The organism is Pseudoxanthobacter sp. M-2 (genome assembly GCF_046156265.1).
Classification (GTDB): domain Bacteria; phylum Pseudomonadota; class Alphaproteobacteria; order Rhizobiales; family Segnochrobactraceae; genus CAMDHY01.
In genome coordinates this window covers 17,374-35,579 of sequence record NZ_JAWDIR010000014.1, presented here as the reverse complement: position 1 = coordinate 35,579, position 18,206 = coordinate 17,374, and the positions used below count along the sequence as shown (strand labels likewise).

Below are 18,206 nucleotides of genomic sequence, written 5' to 3'. Positions count from 1 at the left end.
CTTGACCGGGCCATCCATCCACCCGGAAACGGGCTGACGCTATCGCAAGAATGGATCGCCCGGTCGAGCCGGGCGATGACGACGTGGGGGTGAGACGTTCATGCCCGCGCGCAGGCGGCGCGCAGGCGATCTCGCGGGCCGGCGCGCCGAGGCGCGCCGGAAGCCTCGACCTCAGGCGGCGAGGTTGCGCAGGACGTACTGCAGGATGCCGCCGTTCTTGAAGTACTCGAGCTCGTCCAGCGTATCGATCCGGCAGAGCAGCTCGACGTGGCGCACCGTGCCGTCGGCCGAGACGATCTCCGCCGACAGCGTCTGGCGCGGCATCAGCCCCGTCTCGATGCCGCGGATCGTCACCACCTCGTCGCCCTTGAGACCCAGCGTCTGCCAGCTCTCGCCGTCCTTGAAGGTGGCGGGCAGCACGCCCATGCCGACGAGGTTGGAGCGGTGGATGCGCTCGAACGACTGCGAAATCACCGCGCGCACGCCGAGCAGGTTGGTGCCCTTGGCGGCCCAGTCGCGCGACGATCCGGTGCCGTATTCCTTGCCGGCGAAGATGACGAGCGGCACGCCCTCCGCCTTGTACTGCATCGCCGCGTCGTAGATCGGCATCTCGACGCCGTCCGGCTGGTGCAGCGTGAAGCCACCCTCCTTGCCGGAGAGCATCTGGTTCTTGATGCGGATGTTGCCGAAGGTGCCGCGCATCATCACTTCGTGGTTGCCGCGCCGCGTGCCGAACTGGTTGAAGTCGACCGGGCGGACCTGATGCGAGACGAGGTATTCGCCCGCCGGCGATGCCGCCTTGATCGACCCGGCCGGCGAGATGTGGTCGGTGGTGATCGAGTCGAGGAACAGGCCGAGCACCCGCGCGCCGACGATGTCGCCCGGCGCCGTCGGCGCGTGCTGCATGCCGACGAAGTAGGGCGGGTTGCGCACGTAGGTGGAGCCGTCGTCCCAGGTGTAGGTGTCACCCGTCGGCACGGCGATCTTCTGCCACTGCTCGTCGCCCTTGAAGACGTCGGCGTAGCGCTCCTTGAACATCTTCTTGGTGACGTTGTCGCGGATGAACTGCGCGATCTCCTTGTTGGACGGCCAGATGTCCCGGAGATAGACCGGCTCGCCCTTCTTCGTGTAGCCGAGCGGCTCGCGCGTCAGGTCGATCTGCATCGAGCCGGCGAGCGCATAGGCGACGACGAGCGGCGGCGAGGCGAGATAGTTCGCCTTCACGTCCGGATTGACGCGGCCCTCGAAGTTGCGGTTGCCGGAGAGCACCGCGGCGGCGACGAGGTCGCCGGAATTGATCGCCACCGACACCGGCTCCGGCAGCGGGCCGGAGTTGCCGATGCAGGTGGTGCAGCCGAAGCCGACGAGGTTGAAGCCCAGCGTGTCGAGGTCCTTCTGCAGGCCCGAGCGGTCGAGGTACTCGGCGACCACCTGGCTTCCCGGCGCGAGCGAGGTCTTCACCCATGGCTTCGAGGCGAGGCCCTTGGCCACCGCGTTGCGGGCGAGCAGGCCCGCGGCGATCAGCACGCTCGGGTTCGAGGTGTTGGTGCAGGAGGTGATCGCCGCGATCACCACGTCGCCGTGACCGACGTCGAAGTCACGGCCTTCCACCGGCACGCGCTTGTTCGCCTCGCCGGGCTTCTTGAACTCGCCTTCGAGCGCGGCGGCGAAGCCCTGCTTCGATTCGGCGAGCAGCACCCGGTCCTGCGGGCGCTTCGGGCCGGCGAGCGACGGCAGCACGTTGGAGATGTCGAGCTCGAGGGTGTCGGTGAACACCGGGTCGGGCGTCGACTTCGTCCGCCACATGCCCTGGGCCTTGGCGTACTTCTCGACGAGTTCGACGCGGCTGCCCTTGCGGCCGGTCTCCTCGAGATACTCGATCGTCTCGGAATCGATCGGGAAGAAGCCGCAGGTGGCGCCGTATTCCGGCGCCATGTTGGCGATGGTGGCGCGGTCGGCGAGCGACAGGTTGTCGAGGCCGGGGCCGTAGAACTCGACGAACTTGCCGACGACGCCCTTCTTGCGGAGCATCTGCGTCACCGTCAGCACCAGATCGGTGGCGGTGATGCCCTCCTTCAGCTTGCCGTCGAGACGGAAGCCGATCACCTCGGGCAGGAGCATCGAGATCGGCTGGCCGAGCATGGCCGCCTCCGCCTCGATGCCGCCGACGCCCCAGCCGAGCACGCCGAGGCCGTTGACCATCGTCGTGTGGGAATCGGTGCCGACCAGGGTGTCCGGGAAGGCGTAGGTGCGCTCGACGGCGCGGCCCTTCTTGTCGGTCTCCGTCTCGGTCTTCGTCCAGACGGTCTGGGCGAGGTACTCGAGGTTGACCTGGTGGCAGATGCCGGTGCCGGGCGGCACGACGCGGAAGTTCTCGAAGGCGCCCTGGCCCCACTTCAGGAAGCGGTAGCGCTCCTGGTTCTGCTCGTACTCGCGGGCGACGTTCTTGTCGAAGGCGGTGGCGGAGCCGAAGAAGTCGACGACCACCGAGTGGTCGATGACGAGGTCGACCGGCACCAGCGGGTTGATCTTCTGCGGGTCACCGCCGAGCGCCGCCATGGCGTCGCGCATCGCGGCGAGGTCGACGACGGCGGGAACGCCGGTGAAGTCCTGCATCAGGACGCGCGCCGGGCGGAAGGCGATCTCGCGGTCGGAGCGGCGGTCGACCATCCAGGCGGCGACGGCGCGGATGTCGTCGGCGGTGACGGTGCGCCCGTCCTCGAAGCGCAGGAGGTTCTCGAGCAGCACCTTGAGGGAGAACGGCAGCGCCGAAATCCCCGGCAGGCCGTTCTTCTCCGCCTCCTTGAGGCTGAAGTAGACGTACTCGGACTTGCCGACCTCGAGGGTCTTGCGGGACTTGAAGCTGTCGAGGGACTGGGTGGACACCGATGCGTTCCCCTGTTCGAATGGCGGCGCGGCGGGGCGGAACCGGGATGGTCCCGGGGCGGCGGTCGTGGCAGCGGAGGAGGCCACTGCTGGAAGCCGGACCGGAGCCCCTCCGGCACAGCGCCGGTCGGAACATCCGAAGTCATACAGGACCGCACCGTCCGCCGGCGCGAGTTGCAAGGCCTATACCGAATTTCCCCCAGCGAAACCAGATCACCTCCAATGTGCGAGCGAGCCAACCGATCGGCCGATCGAGAGCCTCGATGGCCGCGGAAAACCGCGCCGTGACGGCCCCTGCACCCAAGCGTCTCGCCGCCGTGTCGCTGGCGCTCGACCGGGGGGGACGGCGGCTGTTCGAGGACGTCTCCTTCAGCGTGGAAGCGGGCGAATCGCTGGTCGTCACCGGGCCGAACGGGGCCGGCAAGTCGAGCCTGCTGCGCGTCGTCGCAGGGCTGCTGTCCCCGAGCGAGGGGACCGTGCGGCTCGAAGGCGGCGATGACGACCTGCCGCTCGCGGCCCAGGTCCACTATCTCGGCCACCTCGACGCGGTGAAGCCGTCCTTGTCGGTGGCCGAGGCGCTCGGCTTCTGGGCGGTCTATCTCGGCGGCAGTCGCGACCGCGTCGACGACGCGCTGGACGCGGTCGGCCTCCTGCCGCTCGCCGACCTGCCGTCGGCCTACCTGTCGGCTGGCCAGCGGCGGCGCCTCGCGCTCGCCCGCCTGATCGCCGCACCTCGGCCGCTGTGGCTGCTCGACGAGCCGACGGCCGCGCTCGACGCTGCGGCGGAGCGGCGGCTCGGCGAGATGATCCGTGATCACGTTTCCGGCGGCGGCATCGTCATGGCGGCGACGCACGCGGAGCTGCCGATCCCGGCTCCGCGCCGCCTCGTTCTCGGCGGGAGGGTGCCGGCGTGAGCGGCATCGCCCGGCGGAACGGCCACGGGAGGCCGGCGGCATGACGGCGCTGTGGGCGCTCTACCGGCGCGACCTGACGCTGTCGCTGCGCGTCGGCGGCGGCGCGGCAGTGTCAGTGCTGTTCTTCCTCGTCGTCGTCACCATCGTGCCGCTCGGCGTCGGCCCGGACCTCAAGCTCCTCGCGCGGATCGGGCCGGGCATCCTCTGGATCGGCGCGCTGCTCGCCACGCTGCTCGGGCTCGAGCGGCTGTTCCAGGCCGATCGTGACGACGGCTCGCTCGATCTTCTGCTCACGGGAGAGGCACCGCTATCGCTCGTCGTGCTCGCCAAGGCGGCGGCGCACTGGACGGCGAGCGGGCTGCCGCTGGTGGTGGCGGCCCCGTTCCTGGCGCTATTCCTCGACCTGTCGCCGACGGCGATCGGCGCCGTGACGCTGACGCTCGCCGCCGGCACGCCGGCGCTGACGCTGATGGGGGCGATCGGCGCGGCGCTGACCGCGGGGCTCCGCCGTGGCGGCCTGCTGGTGCCGGTGCTGGTGGTGCCGCTCGCGGTGCCGGTGCTGATCTTCGGCGTCGCCGCGGCGGATGCCGCCGTCACCGACCCGGCGCCGTTCCTGCCGCCGTTCCTGATCCTCTGCGCGCTCACCCTGTTCTCGCTGGTGATCGCGCCGATCGCGGCGGCTGCGGCGCTCAGGGCCGGCGAGGGCTGAACGCCAACGCCACATTGAAGTCGATCTCGACGGGCACTAGAAGCAGATCATGGGTGTCACCGACCTCGCCAATCCGACCCGCTTCGCGTCGCTTTCGGCGCGGGCGCTGCCGTTCCTGTGGATCGCGACGCTCGCCTGCCTCGCCGTCGGGCTGTGGCTGTCGTTCTTCTTCGCACCGGCCGACTACCAGCAGGGCGAGACGGTGCGCATCATGTTCGTGCACGTGCCGTCGGCCTGGCTCGGGCTGTTCGCCTACGTCTCGATGGCCGTCTCGGCGCTCGGCACGCTGGTCTGGCGCCACCCGCTCGCCGACGTGGCGGCGCGGGCCGCAGCCCCGCTCGGCGCCGCCTTCACCTTCCTCGCCCTCGTCACCGGCTCGATCTGGGGCAAGCCGATGTGGGGGACGTGGTGGGAGTGGGACGCCAGGCTCACCTCGATGCTGGTGCTGTTCGTCATGTATCTCGGGCTGATCGCCCTCTGGCACGCCTTCGACGACCAGATCCGCGCCGCCCGCGTCGCCGCCATCCTGGTGCTGGTCGGCACCATCAACATCCCGATCATCAAGTTCTCGGTCGACTGGTGGAACACGCTGCACCAGCCGGCGAGCGTCTTTCGCATGGACGGTCCGACCATCCATCCGACGATGCTGATCCCGCTCCTCGTGATGGCGGTGGCGTTCACGCTCTTGTTCACGACGCTGCAGGTGATGGCGATGCGCAACGAACTCCTGCGCCGGCGCCTCGCCGTGCTCGGCATGCAGGCGGCCGCCGCGGCGACCGGCGAGACGCGCCGGGTGGAGGCGGCGCAATGAGCTGGCTCTCCGGCCATACCGGCTTCGTCTTCGCCGCCTACGCCATCACCACCGTCGTGCTTGTCGGCATTACGGCATGGATCCTCCTCGACGGGCGGCGGCTGAAGCAGCGGATCGCCGAGCTCGAGGCGCGCGGCGTGCGGCGGCGCTCGGCGGCCCGGCAGCCATGACGGCGGTCGATCCCCTCGTGACCGATCCCGCCGAGGCGGCGCGCCGGCGGCGGATGCGGCTCCTGCTCGGCGCGCCGGTGGCGATCTTCCTGGCGCTCGCCGCGCTGTTCCTGTTTCGGCTGAATGTCGGCGGCGATATCTCGGCGATCCCTTCGGTGCTGGTCGGCCGGCCGGCCCCTGAGACGGCGCTGCCGCCGCTCGAGGGCCTCGTGCGCGACGGCGTGGTGGTGCCCGGTCTGACGCCGGCGGACCTGCGCGGGCGGGCAACGCTCGTCAACGTCTTCGCCTCGTGGTGCGGGCCGTGTCGGATCGAGCATCCGCTTTTGATGCGGCTCGCCGAGGATCCGGAGCTTCTCATCGTCGGCATCAACAACAAGGACCAGCCGGAGAACGCCCGCCGCTTCCTCGGCGCGCTCGGCAACCCCTACGAGGCGGTCGGAGTCGATGCCAATGGGCGAGCCTCGATCGAGTGGGGCGTCTACGGCGTGCCGGAGACCTTCGTCCTCGGGCCGGACGGCACCATCCTCCACAAGCACATCGGCCCGATCTCCGACGCCGCGCTGGCCGGCCCGCTCGGGGCGGCCATCACGGCGGCAAAGCAGGCGGCGGCGCGGCCGCCCGGCTGAGCAGAACCCCTATTTTGAAGCCCGCCGCGACACCCCCCGTCCTTGACGTGGCGGGGGGCGCTTCCTACGTTCGCCGCGACGTCGGCGAGCGTCTCGCCCGACACAGTTCACGAGGTCCGTCATGGCGACGTCCAAAGTTACCGATGCCTCCTTCAAGGCCGATGTGCTCGATTCCAGCGAGCCGGTCGTCGTCGATTTCTGGGCGGAGTGGTGCGGCCCCTGCAAGATGATCGCCCCGGCCCTCGAGGAGATCGGCAATGAATTGCAGGGCCGCGTGAAGATCGTGAAGCTGAACGTCGACGAGAACCACCAGACGGCGACGAAATACGGCATCCGCTCGATCCCGACGCTCCTGATGTTCAAGAACGGCGAGCTCGCCGCGACGCAGGTCGGTGCCGCTCCGAAGGGGCGCCTGGCCGAGTGGATCAACAGCAACACCTGAGCGGACGGCCACCGATCGACCGACTGACAGACGGGGCCGCGCGCGGCCCCGCCGAGGACCAGCATGAACAAGCAAGATCCGCACGCCGAAGCAGACCTGCCCCCCGTCGATCCCGCCGCGCCGGAGACGTCGCCCGAGGTCGACCACGAGACGGGCCTCGCCCATGAGATCCTGGTGCTGGCGGCCGAGAATGCCGGCCTGAAGGATCAGGTGTTGCGGACATTGGCCGAAATGGAGAACCTGCGCCGCCGCACCGAGCGCGAGGTGCAGGACGCCAGCCGCTATGCCGTCACGGCCTTCGCCCGGGACGTGCTGTCGGTCGGTGACAATCTCGGCCGTGCGCTGGAAGCGGTGTCGACTGATGCGCGCGAAAAGGGCGGCGAGGCGTTGGCGGCGCTGCTCTCCGGCGTCGAGATGACCGAGCGCGAGTTCGTCGCCACCCTCGGCAAGCACGGCGTGCGCCGCATCGACCCGGCCGGCGAGCGCTTCGACCCCAACCTCCATCAGGCGATGTTCGAGGTGCCGGATCCCAGTGTCGCGAGCGGCACCGTGATGAAGGTCCTGCAGCCCGGCTACGTCATCGGCGACCGCGTGCTCAGGCCGGCGCTGGTGGGCGTGGCGAAGGGTGGCCCGAAGGCCGCCACCGGCGCTGCCGACGCGGGGGCGAACTCCACCGCGGCGGCTGGCTGAGCCGAATCGGATTCCGCAGCGCAGCAATGCTGGGTTGCGCCATAACCCATTGCCGGATATAGCGTTTCAACGCGACGGCTGATGCCGAAGCGCGCACTGCGCGCCTATTTCTTCGGCATTGCAGCACGGTGACGGCGCTGTCGGAAGCGCCGCGTTGCCGCAACCCCTTGGCCGCACCGGCCTTCTGCGCTTTGGCACGTCGCTTGAAGTCGTTCCCGGCAACGACTGGAGAGCGGCCGCCGGATCACCCGCCCGACGACCGCCGGGAAGAACGCCCGAGGACCGCACCGTCCCTGTGATGGAGGTCTTCGCCGTGCCGATCGCCTGGAAGTTCCCCCGCCCGGCCGCGACCGCCGCCGCCGTCCTCGCGATGCTCGCCATCGCCGCCCCCGCATCGGCCGAGGACGTCGAGGTCGACGTCGAACTGGTCCTCGCCGTCGACATCTCGCAGTCGATGGACGAGTACGAACAGCAGGTCCAGCGCGACGGCTACGTCTCGGCCCTGGTGTCGGAGGAGGTGGCGAAGGCGGTGGCCTTCGGCATGACCGGCAAGGTCGCCGTCACCTACATCGAGTGGGGCGGGGTCGGCGAGCAGTTCGTGGTGGCCGACTGGCAGCTCATCGACGGACCGCAATCAGCGGAGGCCTTCGCCAATCGCCTCGCCGAGGCACCCCTGAAGACGGTGCAGCGCACCTCGATCTCATCCGCGCTCGCCTATGCCGGCACGCTGTTTTCGGACAACGGCTACAAGGGCGCCCGGCAGGTCATCGACATCTCCGGCGACGGCCCGAATAACCAGGGTGGAGTTGTCACGGCCAGTCGCGACGTGCTCATCGCCCAGGGCATCACCATCAACGGCCTGCCGCTGATGCTGAGCGATGGGGCGAGCTGGTACCACCTGCCCAACCTCGATCACTACTACGAGGACTGCGTCATCGGCGGGCCGGGATCGTTCGTCGTTCCGGTCCGCAGCCTCGACGGCTTCGCCGATGCGATCCGCCTCAAGCTCGTGCTGGAGATCGCCGGGCTGATGGACGACACGGTGAAGGTTGTGCCGGCAGCAGGCCGCGCGGCCGTCCCCTGCAACATGTTCGACTGAGAAGGGCGGCCCGGTCAGCCGTTCGGCCAGAGGGTCTCTCGCACGCGCGCCTGGAACACCGCCGCGTGGTCGCGGCAGGCGTCTGCGGCCGCTGCGACATCGCGGGCCAGCGCCGCGTGCAGCAGGCGCTCGTGCGCCGCCCGGTCGTCGCCGGCAATCCCCCCGGCCCGCGCCAGAAGCGCCTTGTAGCGCTCCGAGTGTTCGAACAGCCAGAGCCAGATCCACTTCATGCGGACGCTCGTGGCCGCTTCCACGAGGGCGCGGTGGAATTGCTCGTGGGCGGAGGCCCAGCCCGGCGTCAGCAGGCCGGTCTGCGGGTCGATCGCCGGGCGGCGCGACAGCATGTGGAAAGTCGCCAGCACCGAGGCTTCCCAGTGGTCGTCGCCACGGGCGATCGCCTCCGGCACCAGCAGCAGCTCGAGACGGACGCGCGTCTCGATGAGATCCTCGAAGTCCTCGCGCGTGGCGGGCGCGACGCGGAAGCCCTTCTGGCCTGAGACGAGGACGAAGCGCTCGGTGACGAGGCGCATCATCGCCTCGCGCAGTGGCGTGAAGCCGACACCGAACCGTTCCCGCAGCGCCGCCAGGCGCAGTGCCACGCCGGGTTCCAGGGTGCCATCACGGATGTCGCGGCGGATTTCACGGTAGGCACGCTCGGTCAGCGTTGCGTCCGACGGCTCCAATTCGCCATCGAACTCGACGGTCCGACGCTCCCTGCCCCAATCCCCGCCCCGCCGGCCCATCCGCCGTTCGTCCCCTGAATGCTCTTGAGACTGGTAGGCACATTTAGCACGCACGTCCAGATGAGGACGGGTCGCGAAAACGTGCGGCAATTTCGAAATTGGGCGCTTGACTCGAAGTGTCGGCGCCTGAACTCTGGGCTCAGGTCTAGACCGGGTTACGGTAATACCGCAATCGATAATCGCGCTGCGAAACAGGCGCGCCAACTGGGAGAAACGCCGTCGCCGTCCTCGGACGTGCGGCCCCCTGCAGCCGAGACGAGTGGGCGAACGCGGACGCCTCCCCCCTAGTCCGTTCTTTCTCGCTCGTTCTCGACTAGCTCCTCCCCCTCCCGCGAGTCCGGGAGGGGGAGGAGCAACTCCATCATCCGTGCCGGTCAGGCGGCCTCATCGGCCGCTTCAGCCGGCGCGAACAGCAGGCGATCCGTGCCCGCCGTCGCCCGCACCACCGATCCGTCGGCGATCTCGCCGGCGAGGATCTTCTCGGCGAGCGGGTCCTGCACCTCGCGCTGGATGACGCGCTTCAGGGGCCGCGCGCCGTAGACCGGGTCGTAGCCCTTGTCAGCGAGCCACGCGCGCGCGGAGGGATCGAGCTCCAGCCGGATGCGCCGGTCGTCGAGGAGCTTCTGCAGACGCAGCAGCTGGATGTCGACGATCGCCCCCATCTCCGTCCGCCGCAGGCGGTGGAACAGGATGATGTCGTCCAGCCGGTTCAGGAACTCCGGCCGGAAGTGGGCGCGCACCGCTCCCATCACCAGATCGCGCACCTCCGCCACGTCCTCGCCGTCGCCCTGATTCGCCAGGTACTCGGAGCCGAGGTTGGAGGTCATCACGATGATGGTGTTGCGGAAGTCGACCGTCCGCCCCTGCCCGTCCGTCAGACGCCCGTCGTCGAGCACCTGCAGGAGGACGTTGAAGACGTCCGGGTGGGCCTTCTCGATCTCGTCGAACAGCACGACCTGGTAGGGCCGACGGCGCACGGCTTCCGTCAGCGCACCGCCCTCCTCGTAGCCGACATAGCCGGGAGGGGCGCCGATCAGTCGGGACACGGAGTGCTTCTCCATGAACTCCGACATGTCGATGCGCACCATGGCGGTGTCGTCGTCGAAGAGATAGGCGGCGAGCGCCTTGGTCAGCTCGGTCTTGCCGACGCCGGTCGGGCCCAGGAACATGAACGAGCCGATCGGCCGGTTCGGGTCCTGCAGCCCGGCGCGGGCACGCCTGACGGCCGTCGAGACGGCGTGCACCGCCTCAGCCTGGCCGATGACGCGCTTGGCGAGCTCGTCCTCCATGCGCAAGAGCTTCTCACGTTCGCCTTCCAGCATGCGATCGACCGGCACGCCGGTCCAGCGCGAGACGACCTGGGCGACGTGGTCGGGGGTGACGACCTCCTCCACCATGCCGTCGGCGCCGCCGCCGCTCGCCTCGATCTCGGCAAGCTGCTTCTCGAGACCCGGGATGACGGCGTAGGTGAGCTCACCGGCACGCTGGTACTCGCCGCGGCGCTGGGCGTTGGCGAGCTCGTTGCGGGCATCCTCGAGCTGCTTCTTGAGGTCGGCGGCGCTGCCGAGCTTGTCCTTCTCGGCCTTCCACCGCGCCGTCACCTCGGCCGACTGCTCCTCGAGATCGGCGAGCTCCTTCTCGAGCCGCTGCAGCCGGTCACGCGAGGCGGTGTCGGTCTCCTTCTTCAGCGCCTCCCGCTCGATCTTCAGCTGGATCACCCGGCGATCGATCTCGTCGAGCTCCTCGGGCTTCGAATCGACCTGCATGCGGACGCGCGAAGCGGCCTCGTCGACGAGGTCGATCGCCTTGTCCGGCAGGAAGCGGTCGGTGATGTAGCGGTTCGACAGGGTCGCGGCCGCCACCAGCGCACCATCGGAGATGCGCACCTTGTGGTGCTGCTCGTACTTCTCCTTCAGGCCGCGCAGGATCGAGACGGTGTCCTCGACCGTCGGCTCGCCGACGAAGACGGGCTGGAAGCGCCGCGCCAGCGCCGCGTCCTTCTCGACGTACTTGCGGTACTCGTCGAGGGTGGTGGCGCCGATGCAGTGCAGTTCGCCGCGGGCGAGCGCGGGCTTCAAAAGGTTCGAGGCGTCCATCGCGCCGTCGGCCTTGCCGGCCCCGACGAGGGTGTGCATCTCGTCGATGAACAGCACGAGCTGGCCCTCGGCCGCCGTCACCTCCGACAGCACCGCCTTCAGACGCTCCTCGAACTCGCCGCGATATTTCGCGCCGGCGATCAGCGCGCCCATGTCGAGGGCGAGCAGCTTCTTGTCCTTCAGGCTCTCGGGCACGTCGCCATTGACGATGCGCAGAGCGAGGCCCTCGGCGATCGCCGTCTTGCCGACGCCGGGCTCGCCGATCAGCACCGGGTTGTTCTTGGTGCGCCGCGACAGCACCTGGATGGTGCGACGGATCTCGTCGTCGCGGCCGATGACCGGATCGAGCTTGCCGTCGCGCGCCGCCTGGGTGAGGTCACGGGCGTACTTCTTCAGGGCGTCGTACTGCGTCTCCGCGGAGGCGGAATCGGCGGTGCGGCCCTTGCGGAGCTCGGCAATCGCCTGCTCGAGCGCCTGCGGCGTCGCGCCGGCGTCCTTCAGGATCTTGGCGCTCTCGGCGTCCGTCGTGGCGGCGAGCGCCGACAACAGCCGCTCGACCGTGACGAAGCTGTCACCCGCCTTCTGGGCGAGGCGCTCGGCCTCGGCGAACACCTTGGCGGTGGCGCCGGCGAGATAGAGCTGGCCGCTGCCGCCGCCGGCGACCTTGGGCAGCTTGGCGAGCGCCCGCTCGACGCCGGCGAGTGCGGCCTGCGGATTACCTCCGGCACGCGCCACCAGTCCGGCGGCGAGGCCCTCGGGATCGTCGAGCAGCACCTTCAGGATGTGCTCGGGGGTGAATTGCTGGTGTCCCTGGCCAAGCGCGTTGGTCTGGGCGGACTGCACGAAGCCGCGGGCGCGCTCGGTGTACTTCTCGAAATTCATGGACCGGTCTCCTTCCCGCCGCGCCGCCCTCGCTGGGGCCCTGCGCGGCCGTCGGTTCCTCCGGTGCCGCATGGCGGCCACCGGCGGAGCCGCCCATGCGGGCCGGCTCCGACGGCGATATGGTGTTGCATAGGAGCAACAAAAAGGGGGCCGAAGCCCCCTTTTCGCACGATGTGATGTCGGGGCGGATCAGCCCTCGGTGGCGCCGTCCTCGGCGAAGGGAAGCGCGGGCGCGCCATCGCCCTCCTCGCCGGTGGTTCCGTCCGCCCGGCGGCCGCGACCGCGGCTGCCGCGGCTGCGACGGCGGGGACGGGGGGCGCCGTCCTCGGTCGCCGCGACGGGCGCGCCGGCATCGGCGTCGGCCATCGCCGGCTCGGGAGCCGGTGCCGGGGCCGGGGCCGCCACGGCCGCGACGGGCACCGGGGCCGGCTGCGTCGTGACGGGAGGCTCGAGATCGGGCTGCGGGCCGAGGCCGGGGAGCGGTGCGGCGACGGGGGCGGGAGCTACCGGAACGTGGCCGTTGACGCCGCCGTTCTGCGGCGCCGGCGCCCGGTCGTAGCGGCGCTGCTCGCCACCGTGACGCGGCTCGTGCTGCGAGCGCTGTCCCTCATAGGGCGGGCGCGGCTCGCGCGGCGGACGCTGGTCGCCATAGGTGCGACCCTCGTCACGGCGACCCTCGTAGGAGCGCGGCTCGCCGCCGCGCTGATCGGTACGCTGGTCGTTGCCGCGCTGGTCGTTGCCGCGGCCCTCGTAGCCGCGGTTGTCGCGCTGCTCGTAGCCGCGATGGTCGCCCTGCTCGTGGCCCTGGTAGGGCATGCCGTTGCCGCGGTGGGGCTGCTGCTGGGGCTGGGGCTGCGGCTGGCCGTAGGGTTCAGGGCGGTTGTTGAACTCGCCGCGGCCCTCGTACTCCTCCTCCCCCTCGTCGTCTCGGCCGTAGCCCATCTGACCGGGGCCGGTCTGCTGCGGCTGCGCCGCCGCGATCATGCGGAAATAGTGCTCCGCGTGCTGGAAGTAGTTCTCCGCCATGACGCCGTCGCCGGAGACCTGCGCGTCGCGCGCGAGCTGCACGTACTTCTCGGCGATGTGCATCGCTGTGCCGCGGATTTTGACATCGGGCCCGTTGGACTCGAAGGACCGCGTCAGAGGGTTCGGGCCCTTGCGGGTCCTGCCGCGAAGGCGCTTGTTCGAACTACTTGGTCTCATCCGTTTGCTTCTCTTTGCGGACAGCGCTGGCGTTGGTTTCTGACGGTCCGGGAGACGACGGCCGGGGCGTGCCTCGGCCTGTCGGCTGCGACGCCGGCTCGCGCCGCGTCGCCGGGCGCCGACGATGATGGTGGCACTGCGCCCCTGGCGCACCGCGACCGCTCGTCGGCCGAGCCCGATGGTGGAAGCGATCGTTCGGTCCGCCTGTCCCGTCGATCACCGCGGTGCGGCGGGAAGGCAGAGGCCAACCCAGTCGAACCGCTTCTCGTGTCCGGCGCCGCTGCACTGCGGCGGCCGGGCCCGAATCTCGGATGTGTGCGAAGCCCCAGGAGCGATGGCTGGCGAAGGCCCCAACCAGCGTCACCTCCGGCGACCGAAAAGCGGATCGCGGTCCAGACAGCTCGCAGGCGGCATTCCGAACGACCGTCCGTCCGGCCCAGGACGAGGCGTTCCGACTGTAGCCCTGCAAGGCTGTGTCGCTGATCTGCCCGAATCGGCCCCCGCGGCTCAAGTCTTCCGCGCTTTGCTTCGGCGAGCGGACGTTAGCCGCTTCGTTCTGGCATTCCAAGGACTAATTTGCACACCGCAGGACCACCGCCCGTGGCCTGCCGGCGAGGTCAGCGCGCACCTCGAGCACCGAAAATCCGGCATCCTCGCCGAGACCCGCGACGGCGCCCGCTCCGTCCGGTGCCACCTCCAGCACCACAGTCCCGCCCGGCCGCAAGGCCCCGCCGACCCAGTTCAGCAGCCGGCGATAGGGGTCGAGCCCGTCGGCGCCACCGTCCAAGGCGAGCCGCGGATCGTGCAGGCGGACCTCGCGGTCGAGGCCGGCGATGTCGCCGCTCGGGATGTAGGGCGGGTTGGAGACGACGAGGTCGAGCCCGGCTGCGACGGGGCGGCCGAGGTCGGCCTGGACGAACAGCGCGCGCGCACCGACACCGGCGTCTTCGGCGTTGGCGCGGGCGGCGTCTAGAGCGCGGGGCGACAGGTCGACGCCGATGCCGCTGGCTTCGGGCCACTCCGTGAGGAGGGCAACGAGCAGGCAGCCGGTGCCGGTGCCGAGGTCGAGGATGCGCAGCGGCCGGTCGCGGCCCTCGCAGGCCGCCAGCGCCGCTTCCACGATCGTCTCCGAATCCGGGCGCGGCTCCAGCGTCGCCTCATTGAGGCGGAAGGCGATCCCCCAGAACTCGCGCTCGCCGAGGATGCGGCCCACAGGCTCGCCGGCGGCGCGGCGGGAGACGGCGGCGGAGACGCGCTCGGCCTCCCCCTCCCCCACCGCGCGGTCGCCGTCGACGATCAGGCGCGCCGCCGAGAGGCCGAGCAGACTCGCGACGAGGAGGCGGGCGTCGAGATCGGCGGTGTCGATGCCGGCGGCGCGCAGGCGGGTTCGGGCGTTGGCGAGGAGCGCGCCGGCGGTCGCCGGGCGAGCGACCGGCGAGGCATCGCCGGCGGGTACGCTCACGCCGCCGTGCTCCGCTCGCCGTCCTGGTCGGCGAGCAGCGCCGCCTGGTGGGTGGCGAGCAGCGCGTCGATCAGCTCGTCAAGGGCGCCGCCGCCCTCCATCAGCTCCGGCAGCTTGTAGAGGGTGAGGTTGATGCGGTGGTCGGTGACGCGGCCTTGCGGGAAATTGTAGGTGCGGATGCGCTCGGAGCGGTCGCCGGAGCCGACCTGGCCGCGGCGGGCGGCGGCGCGCTCGTTGTCGAGGCGGCCGCGGGCGGCGTCGTAGATGCGCGAGCGCAGGAGCGTCATCGCCTTGGCGCGGTTCTTGTGCTGGGAGCGCTCGTCCTGCACGGCGACAACGATGCCGGTCGGCAGGTGGGTGATGCGGATGGCCGAATCGGTGGTGTTGACGTGCTGGCCGCCGGAGCCGGAGGCGCGGAAGGTATCGATGCGCAGGTCGCCGTCGGCGATGTCGACGTCGACGTCCTCCGCCTCCGGCAGCACGGCGACGGTGGCGGCCGAGGTGTGGATGCGGCCCGACGCCTCGGTGTCGGGCACGCGCTGGACGCGGTGGACGCCGGATTCGAACTTCAGGCGGGCGAACACGTCGGTGCCGTTCACCGCCGCGATCACCTCCTTGTAGCCGCCCGCCTCGCCCTCGCTCGCCGACAGGAGCTCGACCTTCCAGCCGCGACGGTCGGCATAGCGGCTGTACATGCGGAAGAGGTCGCCGGCGAACAGCGCTGCCTCGTCGCCGCCGGTACCGGCGCGCACCTCGAGGATGGCGCTCTTGCGGTCGGCCTCGTCCTTGGGCAGCAGCGCGAGGCGGATCTCGTGGCCGAGGGCCTCGATGGCCTCGGCGAGTGCGGCCTTCTCGCCCTCGGCGACGCGCGCCATCTCGGCGTCACCGGCGGCCTCGGCGATCAGCTCCTCGACCTCGGCCGCCTCGCGCTCGGCCCTGCGCAGACGGCGGATCGAAGCGACCAGCGGCTCGAGCTCGGCGTACTCCCGGGTCAGGCGGACATAGGTGTCGCGCTCGGGCGAGGCCGCCATGTGCGCCTCGATCTCCTCGAATCGCGACAGGATGCCGTCGAGCTTGGCGGTGGGCAGCATGGAGGCCTGGGTTCCGGGTTCTGGCTCGGGCTCAGACGGGAATGTCGTGCTCGGCGGCGTATTCGGCGAGGAAGGCCCTGAGGTCGCCGTTCCAGCGCCCGGGCTCGAGGCGGGGCAAGAGCCGCGCCCGCAGCCGGCCGACGTCGAGGGCGCGCAGCATCTCCTTCACCGGGCCGATCGCCGACGGCGACATGGAGATGGTGCGGTAGCCAAGCGCGATCAATGCCATCGCCGACAGCGGCCGGCCGGCGATCTCGCCGCACAGCGATACCGGCACGTGGGCGAGCGCGGCGCGGTCGACGATGCGCTTCAGCGCCCTCAGGAACGGCAGCGACAGGGGATCATAACGGTCGGCGACGCGGATGTTGCCACGGTCGGTCGCGGTCATGAACTGGAAGAGGTCGTTCGAGCCGACCGAGACGAAGTCGACCTCGCCAAGCAGTTCGTCGATCTCGAACAGCAGTGACGGCACCTCCAGCATGACGCCGAGGCGGACATAGTCGGGGATGCGATGGGCGTGGCGCTTCAGGTGGCGGAGTTCGCGATCGACCAGCGAGCGGGCGGCGCGGAACTCCGCCGTCGACGCCACCATCGGGAACATCAGCCGGAGGTCGCGGCCGGCGGCGGCGTGCAGGAGGGCGCGGATCTGGGTGCGCAGCAGCGCCGGACGGTCGAGCCCGAGCCGGATCGCCCGCCAGCCCATCGCCGGGTTTTCCTCCTCGACGGAGCGCAGGTAGGGCAGGATCTTGTCGCCGCCGATGTCGAGGGAGCGGAACGTCACTGGGCGGTCGCCGGCGGCGTCCATGACGCGCCGGTAGATCGCCACCTGTTCGTTCACCCGCGGCAGCTGCGAGGCGACCATGAACAGGAGCTCGGTGCGGAACAGCCCGATGCCGGCCGCCGCCGATTCGTCGAGATGCGGCATGTCGACGAGCAGGCCGGCATTGAGCTGCAGCGTCACGGCGTGGCCGTCGATCGTCACCGAAGGCTTTGAGCGCAGCCGCCGGTACTGCGCCTGCCGGCGCGCCCGGAAGCGCACCTTCTCGCCATAGGCGGTCTCGACGTCGGAAGGCGGGCGGAAGTGCACCTCGCCGGCCTCGCCATCGACGATCACCGCGTCGCCGCGCTCGACCAGCGACACCGCGCCGGCGACCTGGCCGACGGCGGGGATGCCGAGGGCGCGGGCGACGATGGTGACATGGCTGGTCGGCCCGCCCTCCTCCAGCACCAGCCCGCGCAGGCGGTCGCGGTCGTAGTCGAGGAGCTCGGCCGCGCCCATGTTGCGGGCGACGACGATGGCGTCCTTCGGCAGCTTGTCGGCGCCATCGAGCTGTGGCCGGCCGATCAGCTCGCGCAGCAGGCGGTTGGCGAGGTCGTCGAGGTCGTGCAGCCGCTCGCGCAGATAGGGGTCGGTGGAGCGCAGCATGCGGGCGCGGGTGTCGGACTGCACGCGCTCGACCGCGGCTTCCGCGGTCAGGCCGTTGCGGACCGCGTCCTCCATCTTGCGCGCCCAGCCGCGGTCGCGGGCGAACATGCGGTAGGTCTCGAGCACGTCGCGGTGCTCGCCGTCGGTGACATCGCGGCGGGCGAGCATGTCGTCGACCGACAGGCGCAGCTTGTCGAGGGACGTGGCGAGCCGGCCGAGCTCATGGTCGACGTCCTCACCGATGAGGTCGGTGACGACGACGCGCGGCTCGTGCAGCACGACGTAGCCGAGGCCGACACCGTCCGACAGCACGGTGCCATGCAGGCGCATCGGCCGGCGCAAGTCGAGCGGCGCACCCGGGCGGGCGATCGTCTCGAAGCCGCCGGCGGCGAACATTTCGGCGATCACCATCGCCGTCGTCTGCAGCGCCTCGACCTCTTCCTCGCTGTAGGTGCGGCGGGCGCGGTTCTGCACCACCAGCACGCCGAGGATGCGGCCGGCACGCAGCACCGGCACGCCAAGGAAGCCGTTGTAGACCTCCTCGCCCGTCTCCGGCCGGTAGGCAAAGGCGGGGTGCGAGCGGGCGTCGGAGAGGTTGAGCGCGATCGCCTCGGCGGCGATCAGGCCGACGAGGCCTTCCCGGACGCGCAACGTCGTCTGGTGGACGGCGCTGCGGTTGAGGCCTTCGGTGGCGAACAGCTCGAGGACGTCGTCGGCGCGAAGGATGTAGACCGAGCAGACCTCGGCCACCATGTTGGCGGCGATCAGGACGACGATCTTGTCGAGCCGCTCCTGCGCGCCGATGGGCTCGGCCATCGCCTCGCGCAGGCGGCGCAACAACAGGCGCGGTCCGGCTGGTGAGCCACGCATCGCGCCCTTCATCTCCCGCGCTCGACGGTTGCGGATCGGCGCGGGCCTTCCGGCGACCGGCCGGCGGCCGCGCCGCGCGGCGACCC

15 protein-coding genes are annotated in these 18,206 nt (G+C 70.5%); 8 read left to right on the top strand and 7 right to left on the bottom strand.

What is annotated here, in order from left to right; translation table 11 throughout:
- Window positions 1–171: 171 nt before the first annotated feature.
- Complete coding sequence (gene acnA / locus RUR49_RS11170) at window positions 172–2,886, bottom strand: aconitate hydratase AcnA (protein ID WP_409146460.1); 2,715 nt, start codon at window positions 2,884–2,886, stop codon at window positions 172–174.
- A 284-nt stretch (window positions 2,887–3,170) separates the two neighbouring features.
- On the opposite strand from acnA, the gene ccmA reads away from it, so the two are divergent.
- The 8 genes from ccmA to RUR49_RS11130 all read left to right on the top strand — a co-directional run bounded on the left by ccmA (window position 3,171) and on the right by RUR49_RS11130 (window position 8,347).
- Complete coding sequence (gene ccmA / locus RUR49_RS11165; protein ID WP_409146459.1) at window positions 3,171–3,800, top strand: heme ABC exporter ATP-binding protein CcmA; 630 nt, start codon at window positions 3,171–3,173, stop codon at window positions 3,798–3,800.
- A gap of 49 nt (window positions 3,801–3,849) precedes the next feature.
- Entirely contained in the window at window positions 3,850–4,509 is a 660-nt protein-coding gene (gene ccmB / locus RUR49_RS11160; RefSeq protein WP_409146461.1) for a heme exporter protein CcmB, read from the top strand.
- Between the two features lie 49 nt (window positions 4,510–4,558).
- Window positions 4,559–5,320 carry a heme ABC transporter permease gene (locus RUR49_RS11155; protein WP_409146458.1) on the top strand — a complete coding sequence of 254 codons (762 nt, stop codon included), beginning with the start codon at window positions 4,559–4,561 and terminating at the stop codon, window positions 5,318–5,320.
- Window positions 5,317–5,490 carry a heme exporter protein CcmD gene (gene ccmD / locus RUR49_RS11150; RefSeq protein WP_409146457.1) on the top strand — a complete coding sequence of 58 codons (174 nt, stop codon included), beginning with the start codon at window positions 5,317–5,319 and terminating at the stop codon, window positions 5,488–5,490. The genes RUR49_RS11155 and ccmD overlap by 4 nt, the downstream gene beginning before the upstream one ends.
- Window positions 5,487–6,116, top strand: a complete 630-nt coding sequence (locus RUR49_RS11145) for a DsbE family thiol:disulfide interchange protein (protein WP_409146456.1) — start codon at window positions 5,487–5,489, stop codon at window positions 6,114–6,116. The genes ccmD and RUR49_RS11145 overlap by 4 nt, the downstream gene beginning before the upstream one ends.
- 121 nt (window positions 6,117–6,237) lie before the next feature.
- Complete coding sequence (gene trxA, locus RUR49_RS11140) at window positions 6,238–6,558, top strand: thioredoxin TrxA (RefSeq protein WP_409146455.1); 321 nt, start codon at window positions 6,238–6,240, stop codon at window positions 6,556–6,558.
- Between the two features lie 63 nt (window positions 6,559–6,621).
- Window positions 6,622–7,248, top strand: coding sequence for a nucleotide exchange factor GrpE (gene grpE / locus RUR49_RS11135; RefSeq protein ID WP_409146454.1), 627 nt, complete (start codon window positions 6,622–6,624; stop codon window positions 7,246–7,248).
- Window positions 7,249–7,546: 298 nt separating this feature from the next.
- Window positions 7,547–8,347, top strand: coding sequence for a DUF1194 domain-containing protein (locus tag RUR49_RS11130; RefSeq protein ID WP_409146453.1), 801 nt, complete (start codon window positions 7,547–7,549; stop codon window positions 8,345–8,347).
- Between the two features lie 14 nt (window positions 8,348–8,361).
- On the opposite strand, the gene RUR49_RS11125 is transcribed toward RUR49_RS11130, so the two are convergent.
- The 6 genes from RUR49_RS11125 to ptsP form a co-directional block, all read right to left on the bottom strand.
- Window positions 8,362–9,090 carry a GntR family transcriptional regulator gene (locus tag RUR49_RS11125; RefSeq protein WP_409146452.1) on the bottom strand — a complete coding sequence of 243 codons (729 nt, stop codon included), beginning with the start codon at window positions 9,088–9,090 and terminating at the stop codon, window positions 8,362–8,364.
- 374 nt (window positions 9,091–9,464) lie between these two features.
- Window positions 9,465–12,068: an ATP-dependent chaperone ClpB gene (gene clpB / locus RUR49_RS11120; RefSeq protein ID WP_409146451.1), complete on the bottom strand. Its 2,604-nt coding sequence runs from the start codon at window positions 12,066–12,068 to the stop codon at window positions 9,465–9,467.
- A gap of 189 nt (window positions 12,069–12,257) precedes the next feature.
- Window positions 12,258–13,271, bottom strand: coding sequence for a DUF4167 domain-containing protein (locus RUR49_RS11115; protein WP_409146450.1), 1,014 nt, complete (start codon window positions 13,269–13,271; stop codon window positions 12,258–12,260).
- Between the two features lie 571 nt (window positions 13,272–13,842).
- On the bottom strand, window positions 13,843–14,733 hold the full coding sequence (prmC, locus tag RUR49_RS11110; protein ID WP_409146449.1) for a peptide chain release factor N(5)-glutamine methyltransferase: 891 nt from the start codon (window positions 14,731–14,733) through the stop codon (window positions 13,843–13,845).
- Window positions 14,730–15,824 (bottom strand): peptide chain release factor 1, encoded by a 1,095-nt coding sequence (gene prfA / locus RUR49_RS11105; protein WP_409146448.1) that lies wholly within the window; start codon window positions 15,822–15,824, stop codon window positions 14,730–14,732. Before prfA ends, prmC begins: the two co-directional genes overlap by 4 nt.
- A 31-nt stretch (window positions 15,825–15,855) precedes the next feature.
- Window positions 15,856–18,120: a phosphoenolpyruvate--protein phosphotransferase gene (ptsP, locus tag RUR49_RS11100; protein WP_409146447.1), complete on the bottom strand. Its 2,265-nt coding sequence runs from the start codon at window positions 18,118–18,120 to the stop codon at window positions 15,856–15,858.
- Between the last annotated feature and the right edge of the window lie 86 nt (window positions 18,121–18,206).

Coding starts and splice junctions, on each gene's coding strand:
- RUR49_RS11155 (WP_409146458.1), top strand. CDS start 4,559: ATGGGTGTCACCGACCTCGCCAATCCGACCCGCTTCGCGTCGCTTTCG.
- ccmD (WP_409146457.1), top strand. CDS start 5,317: ATGAGCTGGCTCTCCGGCCATACCGGCTTCGTCTTCGCCGCCTACGCC.
- RUR49_RS11145 (WP_409146456.1), top strand. CDS start 5,487: ATGACGGCGGTCGATCCCCTCGTGACCGATCCCGCCGAGGCGGCGCGC.
- trxA (WP_409146455.1), top strand. CDS start 6,238: ATGGCGACGTCCAAAGTTACCGATGCCTCCTTCAAGGCCGATGTGCTC.
- grpE (WP_409146454.1), top strand. CDS start 6,622: ATGAACAAGCAAGATCCGCACGCCGAAGCAGACCTGCCCCCCGTCGAT.
- RUR49_RS11130 (WP_409146453.1), top strand. CDS start 7,547: ATGGAGGTCTTCGCCGTGCCGATCGCCTGGAAGTTCCCCCGCCCGGCC.
- RUR49_RS11125 (WP_409146452.1), bottom strand. CDS start 9,090: ATGGGCCGGCGGGGCGGGGATTGGGGCAGGGAGCGTCGGACCGTCGAG.
- clpB (WP_409146451.1), bottom strand. CDS start 12,068: ATGAATTTCGAGAAGTACACCGAGCGCGCCCGCGGCTTCGTGCAGTCC.
- RUR49_RS11115 (WP_409146450.1), bottom strand. CDS start 13,271: ATGAGACCAAGTAGTTCGAACAAGCGCCTTCGCGGCAGGACCCGCAAG.
- prfA (WP_409146448.1), bottom strand. CDS start 15,824: ATGCTGCCCACCGCCAAGCTCGACGGCATCCTGTCGCGATTCGAGGAG.
- ptsP (WP_409146447.1), bottom strand. CDS start 18,120: ATGCGTGGCTCACCAGCCGGACCGCGCCTGTTGTTGCGCCGCCTGCGC.